The sequence below is a fragment of the Caulobacter sp. 602-1 genome (assembly GCF_003931565.1).
GTDB lineage: Bacteria > Pseudomonadota > Alphaproteobacteria > Caulobacterales > Caulobacteraceae > Caulobacter.
On the sequence record NZ_RRYI01000004.1, the window covers coordinates 607,334 to 624,113 of the forward strand.

At 68.6% G+C, this 16,780-nt stretch carries 14 protein-coding genes; 5 read left to right on the plus strand and 9 right to left on the minus strand.

What is annotated here, in order from left to right; all coding sequences use genetic code 11:
• Positions 1-12: 12 nt before the first annotated feature.
• From EIK80_RS15325 to EIK80_RS15335, 3 genes are all read right to left on the minus strand, one after another.
• The gene (locus EIK80_RS15325) at positions 13-270 is read right to left on the minus strand and encodes a GlsB/YeaQ/YmgE family stress response membrane protein (protein WP_125157860.1); all 258 of its coding nucleotides are present in this window, start codon (positions 268-270) and stop codon (positions 13-15) included.
• A gap of 280 nt (positions 271-550) precedes the next feature.
• On the minus strand, positions 551-2,200 hold the full coding sequence (locus tag EIK80_RS15330; RefSeq protein ID WP_199743489.1) for a sensor histidine kinase: 1,650 nt from the start codon (positions 2,198-2,200) through the stop codon (positions 551-553).
• A gap of 68 nt (positions 2,201-2,268) precedes the next feature.
• Complete coding sequence (locus EIK80_RS15335) at positions 2,269-3,015, minus strand: MauE/DoxX family redox-associated membrane protein (RefSeq protein WP_199743490.1); 747 nt, start codon at positions 3,013-3,015, stop codon at positions 2,269-2,271.
• A 70-nt stretch (positions 3,016-3,085) separates the two neighbouring features.
• On the opposite strand from EIK80_RS15335, the gene EIK80_RS15340 reads away from it, so the two are divergent.
• Entirely contained in the window at positions 3,086-3,490 is a 405-nt protein-coding gene (locus EIK80_RS15340) for a MerR family DNA-binding protein (protein WP_125157862.1), read from the plus strand.
• A gap of 111 nt (positions 3,491-3,601) precedes the next feature.
• On the opposite strand, the gene rsmA is transcribed toward EIK80_RS15340, so the two are convergent.
• From rsmA to lptF, 6 genes are all read right to left on the minus strand, one after another.
• Complete coding sequence (gene rsmA, locus EIK80_RS15345; protein ID WP_125157863.1) at positions 3,602-4,432, minus strand: 16S rRNA (adenine(1518)-N(6)/adenine(1519)-N(6))-dimethyltransferase RsmA; 831 nt, start codon at positions 4,430-4,432, stop codon at positions 3,602-3,604.
• Positions 4,433-4,443: 11 nt separating this feature from the next.
• A complete protein-coding gene (gene pdxA / locus EIK80_RS15350) occupies positions 4,444-5,445 on the minus strand; it encodes a 4-hydroxythreonine-4-phosphate dehydrogenase PdxA (protein WP_125157864.1) in 1,002 nt (333 codons plus the stop codon).
• 10 nt (positions 5,446-5,455) lie between these two features.
• Positions 5,456-6,838 (minus strand): peptidylprolyl isomerase, encoded by a 1,383-nt coding sequence (locus EIK80_RS15355; protein WP_199743492.1) that lies wholly within the window; start codon positions 6,836-6,838, stop codon positions 5,456-5,458.
• A gap of 179 nt (positions 6,839-7,017) precedes the next feature.
• Positions 7,018-9,450, minus strand: coding sequence for an LPS-assembly protein LptD (locus EIK80_RS15360; RefSeq protein ID WP_125157866.1), 2,433 nt, complete (start codon positions 9,448-9,450; stop codon positions 7,018-7,020).
• Entirely contained in the window at positions 9,443-10,549 is a 1,107-nt protein-coding gene (gene lptG, locus EIK80_RS15365) for an LPS export ABC transporter permease LptG (protein WP_125157867.1), read from the minus strand. Before lptG ends, EIK80_RS15360 begins: the two co-directional genes overlap by 8 nt.
• A complete protein-coding gene (gene lptF, locus EIK80_RS15370; RefSeq protein ID WP_125157868.1) occupies positions 10,546-11,685 on the minus strand; it encodes an LPS export ABC transporter permease LptF in 1,140 nt (379 codons plus the stop codon). The genes lptG and lptF overlap by 4 nt, the downstream gene beginning before the upstream one ends.
• 226 nt (positions 11,686-11,911) lie before the next feature.
• Between lptF and EIK80_RS15375 the strand changes: the two genes are divergently transcribed.
• The 4 genes from EIK80_RS15375 (at position 11,912) to EIK80_RS15390 (ending at position 16,764) form a co-directional block, all read left to right on the plus strand.
• Complete coding sequence (locus tag EIK80_RS15375) at positions 11,912-13,393, plus strand: leucyl aminopeptidase (protein ID WP_125157926.1); 1,482 nt, start codon at positions 11,912-11,914, stop codon at positions 13,391-13,393.
• 2 nt (positions 13,394-13,395) lie between these two features.
• Positions 13,396-13,857 (plus strand): DNA polymerase III subunit chi, encoded by a 462-nt coding sequence (locus tag EIK80_RS15380; protein WP_125157869.1) that lies wholly within the window; start codon positions 13,396-13,398, stop codon positions 13,855-13,857.
• Complete coding sequence (locus EIK80_RS15385) at positions 13,854-14,198, plus strand: peptidase inhibitor I78 (RefSeq protein WP_199743493.1); 345 nt, start codon at positions 13,854-13,856, stop codon at positions 14,196-14,198. The genes EIK80_RS15380 and EIK80_RS15385 overlap by 4 nt, the downstream gene beginning before the upstream one ends.
• Positions 14,199-14,289: 91 nt before the next feature.
• Entirely contained in the window at positions 14,290-16,764 is a 2,475-nt protein-coding gene (locus EIK80_RS15390; RefSeq protein WP_125157871.1) for an MASE1 domain-containing protein, read from the plus strand.
• Positions 16,765-16,780 lie beyond the last annotated feature (16 nt).

Sequence of the window (16,780 nt, forward strand, 5' to 3'; positions counted from 1 at the left end):
GGCCGCCGCGCCTTAGAGCGCTCGACGGCCGAAGATCAGGTGATAGAGCGCCAGGATGACGACGGCGCCGATGGTGGCCACCAGCAGGCTGTAGAGATTGAAGCCGGACACGCCGGCGTTGCCGAACTGGTTGAACAGCCAGCCGCCGACGAACGCGCCGACGATGCCGAGGACGATATCGAGTAGCACGCCGCTGCCGGAACGGTTCACGAGCTTGCTGGCGATGAAGCCGGCGATCAGGCCCAGAAGGAGCCAGGCGAGAATGGACATCTTAGGGACTCCGTGAGCGGTCGCCCTGCGCGACCTTGCCCAATCAAGTCCTCGACCGTCCCGTTAGTTCCCGCGCATGCGTTCCTGCACGAGGGCGATCAGCTTTTCGGCCGGCGGTCGGCCGAAAACGATGAACAGGCCCGAGCCCAGAATGGCTCCGATCAGGAATGTGAGATCCATCGGTACTTTCCCTACGACTGGTAGGAGCTATTGCAGACGCGGTGTGGCCAAGCCAAGGCGACAACGGGGCGCTGCGACGATCGGTCTTGGCTTCGCCCGTTCAGGCGGCTTTCGGAGGCGCGATGATGCTCATCACGCAGGTCAGGCCCTCGGGGGCGTAGTCGAAGGTCGCCGAGCCGGCCAGGTCGCCCTTGAGGCTGGCGGCGATCAGGCGCGAACCGAAGCCGCCGCGCTCGGGCGGCCTGACCGGAGGTCCGCCGCGTTCGCGCCACTCGATGGTCAGCAGGGTGCGGCCGCCCAGGCTCCAGGAGACGGCCACGCGGCCGTTCTCGTTCGAGAGCGCGCCGTATTTCGAAGCGTTGGTGGCCAGTTCGTGGAAGATCATCGCCAGGGCCAGCGCGGCGTTCGGCGCCAACGGCAGTTGCGGACCATCAAGGGTCACCTGGCTGGCATAGGGCTTCAGCGCCTCGGCCAGCAGTTCGCCCAGGTCGGCGCCTTCCCAGTTGCGACGGGTGAGCAGGTCGTGGGCGGAGGCCAGGGTGTAGAGGCGATCGTTGAACTGGGCGAGGCCGTTCTGGTCGCCTGTACGGAGGCTGTGGCGGGCGAGGGACTGGACCACGACCAGGGTGTTCTTCACCCGGTGGTTCAGCTCGTTGATCATCAGTTGCTGCCGGTCGGCGGCGCGGCGTGCGTCGCCGTCGCGAGCCCGCAGGACATCGGCCGCGGCCCGCAGCGAACCGCGCACCTCGGCGATTTCCTGCAGGTGCGAGGGGGCCGGATCCAGCGGCTGGCCGGAGGCCAGGGCCTCGGCCTCGGACACCAGGCCCCGGACGTCGCGGGAGATGGGACGGGCGAAGGCGAACGCGGCCGCCACGCCCAGGGCGATCAGCAGAGCCGCGCCGGCGATGGCCGGGCCCAGCGAACTCAGCACCGTCCTGTTCAGTTCTTCGCGCGGCACCCCGACGATGAAGGTCCACCCATAGGTCGGCGAGCGGCTGAAGGCCGACAAGGTCTGGACGCCGTCGAGGGTGTGGGTCCGCACGACGCCGTCGTTCGCCCGCGCCATGGCCTGCCGCATGTCCAGGCTGGCGTGCTTGCCCAACATCCTTTCCTGATCGCGCGAACGGGCCACCAGGGCCGCATTGCGGTCGACGATGCTGGCGGTCCAGGTTTGGGGAAACGTCTGGGCGGTCATCAGGGCGTGGAAGGCCGCCGGTTTCTGCATATAGGCCAGCACCAGCAGCTTGCCGTTGACCAGGACGGGCATGTTCACGCCGATGATTGGGCCGGCCCCCCGGCGCGGGATCAGATTGCTGACGTTCGACTTGCCCGTGGTCATCTCGCGCCAGGACGTGGGCGAGAGGGGCGCGTAGGGTGTCGGCCGACCAGGGGCTATCCGCGTATTGATCAACTGGGCGTCGTGGGTCATCAGCACGATCCAGCCTTCGCGCCCCTCCACGGCCTCGCGCGCCTGTTTTTCGAAGGTGGCCAGGTCGCCTTGAGCCAGGGCCGGCGAGACGGCCAGGCCTTGCAGAATGCTCTGTCCCTGGCCGATCTGGCGATCGGTGGCCAGGGAGAGGGCCCGGGTCATGGCGATCAGCTGGGTGGAGAAGCGGCGCTGCCCCTCGGCATACTGCTGGGCCGCCAGCGCGCCCATCAGCAGGATGGCGGGGGCCGCGAGGGTCAGCGCCATGAAGAGCAAGCGCCGCGCAACCGTCGATGGCGCCTTCACCGCGCTTTTGATAGTCACATTCGCCCCACTTCGCCTGGCCAAGGCTCGAGAGCGCCGGCCCCACCGTCAATAGACTTCAGGGCAGATTAGCCGTGGTGACGGGTCAGCATCCAGAGGGCCATCGCCACCATCAGCAAATTTTCGGTCAGGGACACAAAGCCCAGCGGCACGTTGGTGTCTCCGCCAACGCAGGCGCATTTCAGCTCGCGCTTGTCGATATAGACGGCCTTGAACACCGAAACCGCGCCCACGCCGCCGATGAACAGGCCCAAGGGCGCGGCAAATCCCGTCAGCACGCCCGCCGCCATCAGCACCCCGGCCGTCAGCTCGGCGAAAGGATAGACATAGCCGTAGGGGATCCAGCGGCGGGCCAGCAGGTCGTAGTTCAGGAACATGGTCGAGAAGGCCTCGACGTCGCGCAGCTTGAGCATGGCCAGCAGGCTCATGGAGAAAGCCACGAACCACTCGGCGGCCTGCGCCGTCAGAGGCGTATGAAAGGCCGCCTGGCTGGCCGCCAGGGCGATCAGGGCGGCGACGGCGAAGACGGCGATCACCGGGGTGTAGGTCAGGGCCTTGGGATCGCGGACCCTCGCGCCGAAATGCCGGCGCAGATCGTCGTAACCGCCGATCCGCTGCCCGTCGATGAAGGCCTGGGGCGTGGTCCTGACGTCGTGCTCGGCCTTGAAGGCGTCGGTCTCGGCGCGAGTCTTCAGCCAATGATCCTCGACGACATAGCCTCTGGCCTTCAGCAGGTGCATCGCCTTCAGGCCATAGGGGCAGACGTGCCCGGGCATGACCATGCGGTACAGTACGGCGGTTTTCACGGGACTCATCGCTTGAACTCCTTGGCGCGCGACTGGGTCCGCCCCATGTAGGGTCCGTACCATGGTACGGAGTCAAGGCATGGCCAACACGATCGCGACCTTGGCGCGCGAAGGCGGAGTCGGGGTGGAGACGGTGCGCTACTATCAGCGGCGGGGTCTGTTGCGAACGCCCGACAAGTCCGGCGGTTCGGCGCTGTCCGGCGGCGTCCGGCGCTACGACGCCGAGGACCTGCGGCGGTTGAAGTTCATTCGCGCCGCGCAGGGCGCCGGGTTCACGCTTGAGCAGATCGGCGAGTTGCTGGCGCTGGACTCCGGCGAGGATCGCGCCCGCGCGAGGGCGCTGGCGCGGGAACGGATCATGGCGCTGGATGAGAAGATCGCCGAGCTGCGGGCGGCGCGGGCCTCCCTCGACAAGCTGGCGCGCGCCTGCGCGGCGTCCGACACCGGCCCGTGCCCGATCATCGCGGCGTTCGAGGGGGCCTAGACCAGGATCGCCAGGGCCGAGAAGCCGAGCAGGGCGCAGGCGATGGACAGGCGGACGAACATGGGAGCCTCCCTGGCGGTGTTGGGCCAGGAAGCGTCCGTCCAGATGAACCTAAGCTGAAGCTTGGGCCAGGCTCGCTAGGGCCAGCGCCAGGAAGCCGGCCAGGTCGATGACCTCCGCGCGGGCGTCGGGGCTGATGCCGGCCTTTTCGCACAACGCGCCGCCGCCCAGCCCCTTCAGACTCGATCGCAGCATCTTGCGGCGTTGGCCGAAGGCGGCGGCGGTGACGCGTTCGAGGGCGGCGATCAGGTCGGCGGGCGGCGGATCGGCCTTGGGCACGAGGCGGACCACGGCCGAGGCCACCTTGGGCGGCGGGGTGAAGGCCTTGGCCGGCAGGTCCATGACCGTCCTGGCGTCGCATAGGACCTGGGAGATCACCGCCAGGCGGCCGTAGGCGTCGTCATCGGTGTGGGCGACGATACGGTCGGCGACTTCCTTCTGGAACATCAGGGTCATGGACAGCGGCTTGAACGGCCCGGTCAGCCAGTTGATCAGCAGCTGGGTGCCGACATTGTAGGGCAGGTTGGAGACCACGTGGGCCGGTCCGCCGGCGGCCTTCAGGGCGTCGACCTTCAGGGCGTCGCCCTCGACCAGGTCCAGGCGCCCGTCGGCGACCTCGGCCAGTTCCGACAACAGGGGCAGGAAGCGGCTGTCCTTCTCGATGGCCACGACGCGGGCGCCGGTCTCCAGCAGGGCGCGGGTCAGGCCGCCGGGACCAGGACCGACCTCGACCACGATGTCGCCTTCGCCGACCTGAGCCATGCGGGCGATCTTGCGGGTGATGTTCAGGTCCAGCAGGAAGTGCTGGCCGAAGCTCTTGCGCGCCAGCAGGTCGTGGCGCTCCAGGGCCTCGCGCAAGGGCGGCAGGTCGGCCAGGCTCATGGTCGTTTCTCTCAGGCGCCGCGGCGGGCGGCGATGTCGGCCGCCAGCCTGATGGCGGCGATCAGGCTATCGGGCCGGGCCAGGCCGCGTCCAGCGATGTCGAAGCCGGTGCCGTGGTCGGGCGAGGTGCGCACGATCGGCAGGCCCAGGGTGATGTTCACGCCGCCCCAGAAGTCCAGCATCTTGACCGGGATCAGAGCCTGGTCGTGATACATGCACAGCACGCCGTCGTAGCGGACGCGGGCTTCCGGATGGAACAGGGTGTCGGCCGGGGCCGGACCGACGGCGTCGACCCCCAGGTCCTTCAGGGCGCGTACGGCGGGGGCGATGATCTCGATCTCCTCGCGCCCCAGGGCCCCGCCTTCGCCGGCGTGCGGGTTGAGGGCGGCGACGGCCAGACGAGGATTGGCGATCCCGAAGTCCTGGCGCAGGGCCTGGGCGGTGACGAGGCCGCTGTTGACGATGCTCTCGACGGTCAGGGCGGCCGGGACCTTGGCGAGGGCGGTGTGGATGGTCACCAGAGTCGCCCGCAGATCGCCGGCCGCCAGCATCATGACCGGACCGCGCGGACCGTCGAAGGTCGCCGCGGCGGTCAGCTCGGCCAGGAACTCGGTGTGGCCCGGGAACTTGAAACCAGCCTCGTAGAGCGGAGCCTTGGCGATCGGGGCGGTGACCAGGCCCGAAACGGCGCCGGACAAGGCCAGGCCCACGCCGGTCTCGATCCAGCGGATCACCTGTGGCGCATAGGTCGGCGAAGGCTGGCCGGAGACGACCGGAGAGAGCAGGGGGATGTCGATGACCGGCAGGGCCTCGGCGAAGACGCCGGCGGCCTCGTGAGGACCCGTGACGGCGCGCACCTTCACCCCGCCGCCGGCCGAGGCCAGCAGCTGGGCGTCGCCCACCACCACGAAGACCGGACCGTCCTGGCGCAGGGCGCCCCAGGCCTTGGCGATGATCTCCGCGCCGACGCCGGCGGGATCACCAGCGCTGAGGGCGAGGGGGCGGAGTGTCACCGGTTCTGGCCTATCGGGTCTCGATGGTCGCCTGGTTGCGCAGGTCGCGCAGGTAGCGCTTGGAGATCAGCGCCAGCTGCTGGCCGCGCAGGCGGTTCTCGATCTGGTCGTGCGACGGGGCGTTGGCGCCGCCCTGGCGCTTACCGCAGACCGCGATCAGGTGCATGCCGGCGTCGGTGCGGATCGGATCCGAGATCTGGCCGACGTCCAGCTTGTTGGCCGCTTCCTGGAAGGCGGGGGCCAGGTCGGTGATCTCGGCCTCGCCGAGGTCGCCGGCGACCAGGCCGTCCACCTTGCCGGCGACGCCTTCAAGGCTCGCGCAGTTGGTGATCTTGGGCTTCAGGTCGGTCAGCAGTTTCGTCGCCGCGGCGACCTGGGCCTCGGTGGCGTCGGCGGCCAGCGGCGCGGCGACCTGCTTGAGGTCGACGATAGCCGTCTTCGAGCCCGCGCGCTTGTCGCGCAGATAGACGATGTAGACGCCGTCCTTGACCTGGATCGGCTTGGACAGCTGGCCGGGGCGGAGCTCTTCGAGCGCGGCGTCGACTTCGGGCGGCATCTCGCCCGGGCTGACCCAGCCCACGTCGCCGCCGTTGGCGGCCGTGGCCGAGGCCGAGAACTGGCGGGCGACGGCGGCGAAGGGCGCGCCTTGCTGCATCTGGTTGATCAGCTGGGCGGCGCCGTTGGTCGCCACCTCCATGCCGCCGACGCGGGCGGCGTCGAGGAACACTTCGCTGACCTGGTACTGCGGCTTGGCCGCGGCGTCGGCGAGGCGCTTCTGGTAGGCCTTGACCTGATCGTCGCCGATGCGCAGGCGCGAGCCATAGCGCCCCTGGATCCAGCTCTGCCAAGACGAGTCGGCGCGCAGCTGGGCGCGCCAGGTGTCGAGGCCGATGCCCTGCTGGACCAGCGACTGCTTCAGCTGTTCGGCGGTCATCTTGTTGGACTGGGCGATATCGCTGATCTGCTCGTCGACTTCCTTGTCGGTTGAGATGATCGTGATCTTCTGCTGCTTCTCGAGGCGCTTCAGCTCCTGCATCTGCAGGTGCTCGTCGACCAGCGAGCGTAGGGCTTCCTGCTCGATCTGCGGCAGGTTCTCCGGGGTGGCCTGCATGCCCGACGTGGCCATCAGCAGGCGCATGCGCTGCATCAGGTCGTAGCTGGAGACGATCTCATCGTTGACCACCGCGGCCACGCTTTCGGACAGCGGGTTCGCTGGCGCTGGCGCTGGCGCTGGCGGCGCGGCCTGGGCGGGCGGCGCGGCCACCTCCGGCGGCGCGGCCGCCGGCTGTTGCGCCTGAAGGGCTTGAGCGGGCAGGCCGAGGCTCGCCACGGTCAGGGCGAGAATGGACGCGGCGCCGGCCGCGAAAGTCGTGACGCTACGCGCAGACCGCATGGATAGTGTCGTTCCTCTAGTCCCTGGCCGCACCCGGCGGGCGCGGTCGGTTATCACGTTTTCGGAAGTGACGAACGCCAAATCTGACGTTTCCCCTTGGCCGACCAGGCGGTCGTCGCCCCCGAGACACACTGGGCGGACGCGCGCGGACGCGGCACGCCCCCCCAAGACGTGTTCACTCATTTGGAGACGTATCCTGCTGCGCCCAATGTGGCGAACGAAAGGCTAAACACGATCGTATGGTCAGGTTGCAGGCGAAGGCCGGTGGCCGTCGAGGCGTAGCGGTCCTGCTGCTGGTAGATGACGTCGATGCGGATGCAGTCGTCCTGGTAAGCGATGCCCAGGTCGCGGCGACGCCACACGTCGGCCACCATGTCACGCGCGCCGTAGGTGGTCAGCGACCAGTGCTTGGTCACCTTCAGTTCGCCGCGGGCTTCGAAGCTCTCTTGGCGGCTGCCGTTGGAATCGAGCTCGTCCTTCAGGTAGCGGACCGAGGCGTAGCCGCGGGTGGTGAAGGCGTCGACGCCGGTTTCCAGGCGCTTGATCTCCTGGGTGTCCGAGTCGAGGCGCGTGCGGGCGAAGGCCGTGATGCCGCGGACCGGCGTGACCGTCGCGGCCACCACCCAATCGGACGACTTTTCCTGCAGGCCGGTGCGGGCCGGCAGGAGGGGATCGAACTTCGACCGGAAGCTGCGGCCCACCAGAATGCTGCCGCTACGGCCGCCGGGCAGGGTGTAGGTGGCGCGGCCGCCGACGTTCAGGCGCTGGCCGCCCTCATAGAGGTCGAAGCCCGGCGACTTGTTGGCCGAGAAAAGGTTGGTTTCGTCGAACTCCAGCGTCGCGCTGTCCTCGTTGTAGAGGTAGGTCGTGGTCCCGTTGCGGGCCACGATGGTGGGCACGCGCGAACTGTCCGAACCCACGGCCACCTGAGCCAGGGGCTCCAGCACGACGTTGCCGCCGTTTTTCAGCGGCTTGTAGAACGGCAGGCTCAGGTCCACGCCGCCCACGCCCAGGGCGCGGGTGTAGGTGTCGTTGTCGCTGTCGCCCAGGGCCGCCGCGGCCGGCGTGATGTACGACTTGATCGAATAGGCGTCGCCGCGGGCCTGGGCGAAGGGCGAGACCTTCAGGCCGTTGCCGACGATGGTGCTGGTGCGCCAGTCGGCCTTGAAGCTGGCGCGGCTGGAATCGACGCCGTTCTGGCCCTTGTAGTCAGGCAGGTAGTAGGGCGGTTCGCCGTATTGCGACTCCGAGCGGTTGAGCATGACGCCCGAGCCTTGCAGGCGCAGACGACCGCCCAGGACCGGCGTGTCGGGTTCCCAGCGGGCTTCGACCAGTGGGCCGATCAACGGGAAGGCGCCGCTGTTCTCGAAGGCGTTCGCCGAGTTGGTCGTCGGATTGATGCCCACGACGCGCAGGCCCTGGATCGAGACGGCCGTCACCGAGAACCACGACCGGGCGTCCTGGCGGGTGGCGTAGATCTGCGAGGTCAGACGGTGGTCGTCGCTCGTGAACAGGCCGCGCTGCACATAGACGTCGTTGATCTTGTACTTGTCGAACAGCAGGGCGTCGGAGACGCGCTCGGCCGTGAAACCCCACTTCCACTTCTCGTTGATGTCGAACTTGCCGTTGGCCAGGATGTAGCTGCGGGCGGTCGACTGACCGAAGCGGTCGCCGTGGATGTCGAAATCCTTGTCGTAGGTGAAGCCGCCGCGCGCCTCGATCGACCCCGAGTAGAAGCGCTTGCGGTAGTTCACGTTCAGGAACGGATTGACGCCCGTGCTGATCTGCGGCGCGATGATCACGTCCGACGACGGCGAGATCACGTAGTAGTAGGGCTGGTTGTACGAGGTGCCCCGGCCCTTGGAGAAGTCGATCTTCGGCGCCAGGAAGCCCGAGCTGCGCTTGGCCTGCGGATCCGGGTGCCAGAACAGCGGCATGTACAGGATCGGCGCGCCCCACAGACGGATGGTGGCGTTCTTGTAGTAGATCAGCTGCTTCTGCTTATCCTGGACGATCTTGTCGGCCGAGACCGACCAGGTCGGGGTCGGCTTTTCGGCGCAGACCTCGCACGGGGTGTAGATCGCCCGGTTCAGTTCCTGGATGTTGGCGTTGCGCCGCACGGCCGTGACCGACGCGATCTTCATGTTCTGGTCGAGACGGGCAGCGAAGTTCTGGGCGAAGCCCGCCTTCATGTCCTTGTCGACTTCCATGTGATCGGCGAACTCGGCGGTGCCGTCCGGATTGATCAGCTGGACGTGGCCGTTGGCCGTGATCTCGCCGGTCTTGGCGTTGTAGATCACCTCGTCGGCGCGCAGCGTGCGGCCCTGATAGCGGCTCTGCACCTTGCCGCGCGCCGTCATGATCTGGTTGACGTCGTCCCGGATCAGCAGGTCGGATTCCAGGTAATAGCCCTCGTCGGCCAGGCCGTCGGACGGCGGGGCGGGGACCACCGGCGTCGGCGGGATCGTGGCCAGGCTTTGCTGGGCGTGGGCCGCGCCCGCGCAGGCGAACGCCAGCCAGGCCGCGCCGCTGAGCAACAGCGCGCGGCAGGCGGACGGGACGCTGGGACGCGTTTCAGTCATGAATGACCCTGGCAGCAATGACTCACCCATCTTCCGTATAGCAAAGCAAAGTGAAGCCCGCCAAAAGCGCGACGGTCGGCGGTGTCCATGCGGCGATGAACGGGGCCAGAACATCGGCCTTGCCCAAGGTGCTGCATAGCTCGTTGAAGAAAAAGAACCCAAAGCCCAGAGCGACGCCGGAGCCCGCCAGGGCGGCCAGGCCGCCCAGCCGCATCAGGCGCAGCGAAAAGGCCGCGGCCAGCACCGACATGGCGGCGAACAGGATCGGCGTGGCCAGGTCCTGCTGCAGGCGCAGCTTGAACGGCGCGGCCGAGAAGCCGGCGTCCTCGGTCCGCTGGATCGTCGCCGGCAGCCGCCAGAGGGCCACGGCCTGGGGCGTGTTGAAGCGCTCCGAGGCGGTGCGGTCGTCGAGGTTGGAGGGGATCGACAGGCTGTCGGAGCGGATGGCTCCGGCGCCGGGCGTGGCCTCGCGCACGCCGGTCAGGCGCCAGAAGCCAGGCTCGAGCCGCGCCTCGTTGGCCTCGATGCGGCGGGTGAAGTCCATCACGCCCTTGTTGTTCAGGGTGTAGACGAACAGCGACACGCCCCGCAGGCGCACCGAGCCGTCGATCAGGTCGCGGCCACGGGCGCGGATGACGATCTGGGTCTTGTCGTCGCCCTGACGCAGCCAGGTGCCCTTGGGGGCCTCCTTGAGGTAGCCGTTCATGATCCGGTCGCGCTCGGTCTCGAACTTGGCGGTCATGGCCGTGGTCAGTGGGTTGAGCAGGGTGATGCTCAGAAGGCCGATGAAGAACGACGCCATCGCGGCGGGCATGATGAACCGCCACGCCGAGACCCCGGCGGCGCGCATGGCGATCAGCTCGCTGCGCCGGTTCAGCTCGACGAACGCCCACATGGTGCCGAACAGGAAGACGAACGGCGCCAGCACCAGAATGGTGGCGGGAGCCTGCAGAAGGGTCAGGTACAGAAGCTGGAAGAAGCTGGCGTCGGCGCGCGTGCCGACGTTGCGGGCGATGTCGACGAAGGCGATCAGCATCACCATCGCGCCCAGCACGGCCAGGGCCGCGACCAGCGCGCTCATGGTGCGCTTGAGGACATAGCGCTCCAGCATGCCCATGGTCAGCATCACGCGGCTCCCGACAGGGCGGGGGCGGCCTTGGCCATCCGGCCGGCGCGGCGCGGCGAGACCTTCTGCCGGAAGATCTGCGACAGGCCCCACCACGTGGCGGCCAGCGGCGCCAGGTACTGCAGGATGTTCAGCCAGGCGTTGTCCTCGCACGCGGCCTGTATGCCGAAGCCGACGATGCGGACCACGGCCGCGGCGGCGCCGACGGCGGCCATCCGCTTGCCATAGCCCATGCGGCTGAACGAGCCGCCCAGCACGGCGGCCAGGGCCATGGTCATCAGGGCGATGTTGTAGAGCGGGCTGGCGAAGCGCGAATGGCCCTCGGCCAGCAGCTTGCCCTTGTTCCGCTGCTCCCAGTCCTGGGTCAGGTCGGGGAAGAACAGCTCGTGCGGATAGCGGTCGGCGATCTTGTAGTGCAGCAGCTCGTCGGTGTGCGACAGGCTGGACAGGTCGAAGGTGTACTCGTCGAACGAGGTGTATTGCAGCACGCCCTGGCGCGAGAACTGCTGGTTGGAGCCGTGGCGCATGATCAGCACCGGCTCGCCCCGGCGGGTGGCGATCTCGGCTTCGCGCGACGAATAGGTTGAGGCGCCGCCGCTGGGCATTTCCTGGTGGATGAACAGGTTCTGGATCTTGTTGTCGCGGTCGATCGACTGGGCGTAGACCGTCAGGCCGGGGCCCGGCTCGGTGAACTGGCCCGGCTGGACCAGGGTCGAGGCGACGTCGGTCTTGATGTCGAAGGATGTCTCGCGGATCTGGCGGGCGCTCCACGGCTGCAGCCACAGGCCCGAAACCAGCGACACCAGGGCCGCGATCACCGCCAGGCGCATGGCCGGCGAGATGACGGCCCAGCGGCTCATGCCGCCAGCGAAGCAGACGACGATCTCCTGCTCGGTGTGCAGACGGTTCAAGGCCACCAGCGCGGCCACGAACAAGGCCAGCGGCATCATGATGCCGAGAAGCTGGGGCAGGGCCAGGAGGATGATCTTCAGGAACACCAGCGCGCTCTGGCGCTGTTCCACCAGGACGTCGAATTCCGACAGGCTGCGCGCCAGCAGCGCGAGCGCCACCAGGGCCGCCGTCGCCAGCAGCGTCGGGCCTAGCAACTGCCGAAAGAGATAGCGTTCTATGAGGCGCATCTAGTGGGGTTCGGGCGGATGGATTCGTGGGACGAACCCCGAAGATGGGTCGTTCTACACGGGGGCTTCGCGTCGACACAACGGGGGACCTGACTTAGCTGTGCCGAGTGGGGCCCAACGGAGCCTTTTCTATGGCGCGGCATTGGACTATGCCGCCTAGTTCAAGATTGAGTGGCGGCGCGTCGTGACGCGCCATCTAGAAGTCGCCCAGATGCAGGAGCGCGGCATGCGTATCGAGTTCGTCCCCGTCGACACCCAGGCCGGCGCCACGGCCGCCCTCGCGGTCCTGGCTCATGAGGGCGCGGCCCTGTCGCCGGAAGCCAAGGCCGCCAACGAGTCGACCGGCGGCGCCCTGGCGCGCGCCATCGCCGGCGGCCGCTTCACCGGCGCCAAGGGCCAGACGCTGGACGTCGTCGCGCCCCATGGCCTGGAAGCCGCTCGCCTGGTGCTGGTCGGCGTCGACGGCTCGGGCGCCGTTGAGCCGGAAGCGGTCGAGACCGCCGCCGCCTCGGCCTATCAGGCCATCAAGACCACGGGCGTCACCGAGCTGGTCCTGAAGCTGGGCGCCGACGCCGAGAGCGCCGCCCGCGCCGCCTTCGGCGCGCGTCTGGCCGCCTATCGCTTCGACAAGTACCGCACCACCGAGAAGGCCGAGAAGAAGCCCTCGGTCCAGGTCGTGAAGATCGCCGCCGCCGACCCGGTCAAGGCCCAGAAGGCCTACGCGCCGCTGGCCGCCCTGGCCGACGCCATCGTCTTCAGCCGCGATCTCGTCTCCGAGCCGGCCAACATCCTGCATCCGGAAGAGTTCGCCGCCCGCGCCAAGAGCCTGGAGAGCCTGGGCCTGGAGGTCGAGATCCTCGGCGAGGCCCAGATGGCCGAACTGGGCATGGGCAGCCTGCTGGGCGTGGGTCAGGGCAGCCGCCGCGAGAGCCAGCTGGTCATCATGAAGTGGACGGGCGCGGCCGACAAATCGGCCCAGCCCATCGCCTTCGTCGGCAAGGGCGTCACCTTCGACACCGGCGGCATCTCGATCAAGCCGGCCGACGGCATGGAAGACATGAAGTGGGACATGGGCGGCGCGGCCGCCGTGACCGGCGTCATGCACGCCCTGGCCGGCCGCAAGGCCAAGGTCAACGCCATTGGCGTCCTGGGCCTTGTGGAGAACATGCCCGACGGCAACGCCCAGCGTCCGGGCGACGTGGTCACCTCGATGTCGGGGCAGACAATCGAGGTCATCAACACCGACGCCGAAGGCCGGCTCGTGCTGGCCGACGCCCTCTGGTACTGCCAGGACCGCTTCAAGCCGCAGTTCATGATCGACCTGGCCACCCTGACCGGCGCGATCATCATCTCGCTGGGTCATGACTACGCCGGCTTGTTCAGCAATAACGACGGCTTGTCGGAAAAACTTCTCGCCGCCGGCAAGGCCGAGCGCGAGAGCCTGTGGCGCCTGCCGCTGCCCGCCGCCTACGAGAAGCAGATCGAAAGCCCGATCGCCGACATGAAGAACGTCGGCGGCCGTCCGGCCGGCTCGATCACGGCGGGCCTGTTCCTGCAGCGCTTCGTCAACAACACGCCCTGGGCTCACCTCGACATCGCCTCGGTGGCCTGGAAGAAGCCCTCGACGGATCCGACCGTGCCGGACGGCGCGGCCGGCTACGGCGTGCGTCTGCTCAACCGCCTTGTCGCCGACGCCTACGAAGGCTGAGCATGACCGCCGCGCCGTGCGAGGTCTGGTTCTATCACCTGGAGCGTTCGCCGCTCGAGGCGGTGCTGCCCGAGCTTCTGGAAAAGACGCTGGGCAGAGGCTGGAAGGCGCTGGTGCGCGGCGGCGATCCGCGGCGGCTGGAGGCGCTGGACCAGCACCTCTGGACCTGGCGGGAGGACAGCTTCCTGCCGCACGGCCTGGCCAGCGAGCCGATGGCCGAGCGTCAGCCGGTATTGCTGACGGCCGATGATGGCAACCCGAACGCCGGTGACGCGCTGTTCCTGATCGACGGGGCCGAGCCGGGCGATCTGGCCGGGGTGTCACGCTGCATCCTGCTGTTCGACGGCCGGGACGATCAGGCGCTGGCGGTGGCGCGCGGACGTTGGTCCGTTTTCAAGAAGGCCGGGCATCCGGTGTCCTACTGGCGCCAGGGCGCCGAACGCGGTTGGGAGAAGCAGGCATGAAGCGCGTAGTGTCGGCGGCGATCCTGGGTCTGATCCTGGCCGCGTGCTCCAGCGCGCCCGAGCCGGCCCCGCCGCCGCCGCCCAGCACGCCCACCGCGCCGCCGGCCATCGCTTTGCCGGCTAAACCTCCGGTCGCCGAGGCCGCCAAGGATCAATGCGGGCTGAAGGAGGCCCAGGCCTTCGTCGGCAAGCCGCGCACCAGCCTGCCGGCCCCGGTCGATCCATCCCGCTGGCGCGTGGCCTGCACGACCTGCCCGGTGACGATGGACTACCGCGCCGACCGCCTGAACATCCTGTTCAACGCCGACACCGGCGTCGTCCAGGAGGTCAAATGCGGCTAGAAACCATGGTATCCCAAGCTTTTCTGGCGTTTTAGCGGATCGGATGAAATAAAAGAATCAGCCGGAGATTCCTGACCGGCCGGTTCAGAGCATGGTCTATCAGCCAACGATCGAGCCCAAGACTCGCGATGACTTAGCGGCCACGCTTCTGGCCGCGTTGGGCGTCGCAATTGGCTTTGCCGGTCTGGCCTATCTCTGCGTCGAAATCCCCCGCGTCTATGGTCACGTCACGCCCATCTGGCTGTCGAACGGCTTCCTGGCCGCCTGTCTGCTGTCATCGCCCTCGCGGCGCTGGCCGGCGCTGGTGGTCGGCGGACTTGTGGGCGCCCTGGCGGCCGGCGCCCACGCGGGGGACAGCCCGACGATCAACGCCATACTGGTGACGCTGAATGTCTCCGAGGCGTTGCTGGCCGCGGTCGCCGTGCGCCGCGTGGCGGGCCAGGCGATCGACCTGGGGCGGCCACGCGACATGCTGGCCTTCGTGCTGCTGGGCGGATTCCTGGCGCCCCTGATCGCCGGCGGCGTCGCCTCGTCGATCCACACCTTTGTGCGTGGCGGCGACCTGCTGACCAATGTGACCGGCTGGGTGCTGAACGACATCCTGGGCATGCTGACCATCGGCCCGTGCCTGCTGGTTCTGTTCCGAGCCAAGCTCTATCTGCGCGAACAGCCGCTGACCCGCGACGGGATGCTGTCGATCCTGGCCTGCGGCGTGATGACCGCCGTGGTCTTCGGCCAGACCAAATATCCGCTGCTGTTCCTGGTGCCGCCGGTCATCTTGCTGGCGGCATGGCGCCAGGAGGTGTTGGGCGCGGTCCTGGGCGGGGTCCTGGTCGCGGCGATCGCGCTCGTCTTGACCATCGCGGGACGCGGACCCATCCACCTGATCCTGTCGGGCTCGGCCACGCAGTCGACGGTGCTGCAGCTGTTCCTGGCCGTCTCGACCTTCGTCGCCCTGCCGGTCGCCGCCTTCCAGCGCCAGCGCCGCGCGATCATGGCCGAACTGGTCGAGACCAGCGCCGCGGCCGAACGCAGCGAGGCCAAGTTCCGCCTGCTGGCCGAGAGCGCCCTGGACATCATCGCCCACAGCGACCTGCACGGGCAGATGACCTACATCTCGCCCGCGGCCCGTTCGATCATGGGCTATCCGCCCGAGGAACTGCTGGGCGTGGGCTATCTGAAGACCCTGCATCCCGACGATCTGGCCAAGATCAGCGAGGTGGTCCGCGTCCAGCGCGAGTGCTCCGACCCCGCCTTGGCCCCTCCGGCCGCCACGGTCGAGTACCGCGCCTTCCGCAAGGACGGCGACATGATCTGGCTGGAGTCGCGCCCGACCCTGGCCTTTGACCCGCTGACCAGCGTCCCCAACGGCATCACCGACATCATCCGCGACGTCACCGCCCGCAAGACGCTGGAGATGGACCTGCGCGCCGCCCGCGCGGAGGCCGAAGCGGCCGCCGCGGTGAAAGGCGAGTTCCTGGCCAATATGAGCCACGAGCTGCGCACGCCGCTGACCGCCGTGATCGGCTTCGCCAACCTGGCGGCCGAGGAAGCCGACCTGTCGCCGCGCGCCCGGCGCTATCTCGACCGCATCGCCGCCGGCGGCCAGACCCTGCTGACGACGATCAACGACATCCTCGACTTCTCGCGGCTGGAGGCCGGACGCATCGCGTTGAATGTCCGGCCCACCAACGTCGCCGACCTCGTCGCCGAGGTGCTCGAGCTGACGAGCGCCGGGGCGATGGCCAAGGGCCTGACCCTGGGCGCGGACGGCCTGGCGGCGCTGCCGGCCCAGGTGATGATCGATCCCGAGCGGGTGCGACAGGTGTTGGTCAATCTGGTCGGCAACGCGGTGAAGTTCACCGACGCCGGCAAGGTCAGCCTGGCCGTCGTTCACCAGGAGAACCGGCTGCGCATCGCCGTGGTCGACACCGGCCGCGGCGTGGCGGCCGAGGATCAGGCGCTGCTGTTCGCCCGTTTCTCGCAGATCGACGCGGCCCTCAATCGCCAGCACGGCGGCACGGGGCTGGGGCTGGCCATTTCGCGCGGGCTGGTCGAGCTGATGGGCGGCGAGATCGGGGTCGAGAGCGAGGAGGGCAAGGGCGCGCGCTTCTGGTTCGAGATCCCGGCCGATGTCGCCCAGACCGACGACAAGGCCTCCGACGAGGACGACCTTCCCCTGCCGCCGCCCGGCAGCCGCGTGCTGGTCGTCGACGACAACGCCGGCAACCGCGAACTGGTCCGCTCGGTGCTGGAGGCCGTCGGGGTCGAGGTCGCCGAGGCCCGGGACGGCGAGGAGGGCGTCGCCGCCGCGGCCGCCGAGACCTATGACGCCATTCTGATGGATCTGCGCATGCCGCGTCTGGACGGCGTCTCGGCCGCTCAGCGGATCCGGGCCGAGCAGGGGCCCAGCTCCGGCGCGCCGATCATCGCCTTCTCGGCCGATGTGCGGTTGGGGCCGCTGGACCCCGTGTTCGACGGCGCCACGCCCAAGCCGCTGACGGTGATGTCCCTGCTGTCCACCCTGGCCCAGGCCATGAGCGGACCCGCCCCCGTGACCGCCTAGACCTGGTTGTCCTGAC

Excerpts from the sequence above, each read along its gene's own strand:
- EIK80_RS15385 (WP_199743493.1), top strand. The coding sequence starts at position 13,854 with ATGAAGCGCGTAGTGTCGGCGGCGATCCTGGGTCTGATCCTGGCCGCG.
- EIK80_RS15390 (WP_125157871.1), top strand. The coding sequence starts at position 14,290 with ATGGTCTATCAGCCAACGATCGAGCCCAAGACTCGCGATGACTTAGCG.
- EIK80_RS15325 (WP_125157860.1), bottom strand. The coding sequence starts at position 270 with ATGTCCATTCTCGCCTGGCTCCTTCTGGGCCTGATCGCCGGCTTCATC.
- EIK80_RS15340 (WP_125157862.1), top strand. The coding sequence starts at position 3,086 with ATGGCCAACACGATCGCGACCTTGGCGCGCGAAGGCGGAGTCGGGGTG.
- rsmA (WP_125157863.1), bottom strand. The coding sequence starts at position 4,432 with ATGAGCCTGGCCGACCTGCCGCCCTTGCGCGAGGCCCTGGAGCGCCAC.
- EIK80_RS15355 (WP_199743492.1), bottom strand. The coding sequence starts at position 6,838 with ATGCGGTCTGCGCGTAGCGTCACGACTTTCGCGGCCGGCGCCGCGTCC.
- lptF (WP_125157868.1), bottom strand. The coding sequence starts at position 11,685 with ATGCGCCTCATAGAACGCTATCTCTTTCGGCAGTTGCTAGGCCCGACG.
- EIK80_RS15380 (WP_125157869.1), top strand. The coding sequence starts at position 13,396 with ATGACCGCCGCGCCGTGCGAGGTCTGGTTCTATCACCTGGAGCGTTCG.
- EIK80_RS15360 (WP_125157866.1), bottom strand. The coding sequence starts at position 9,450 with ATGGGTGAGTCATTGCTGCCAGGGTCATTCATGACTGAAACGCGTCCC.
- EIK80_RS15335 (WP_199743490.1), bottom strand. The coding sequence starts at position 3,015 with ATGAGTCCCGTGAAAACCGCCGTACTGTACCGCATGGTCATGCCCGGG.
- EIK80_RS15375 (WP_125157926.1), top strand. The coding sequence starts at position 11,912 with ATGCGTATCGAGTTCGTCCCCGTCGACACCCAGGCCGGCGCCACGGCC.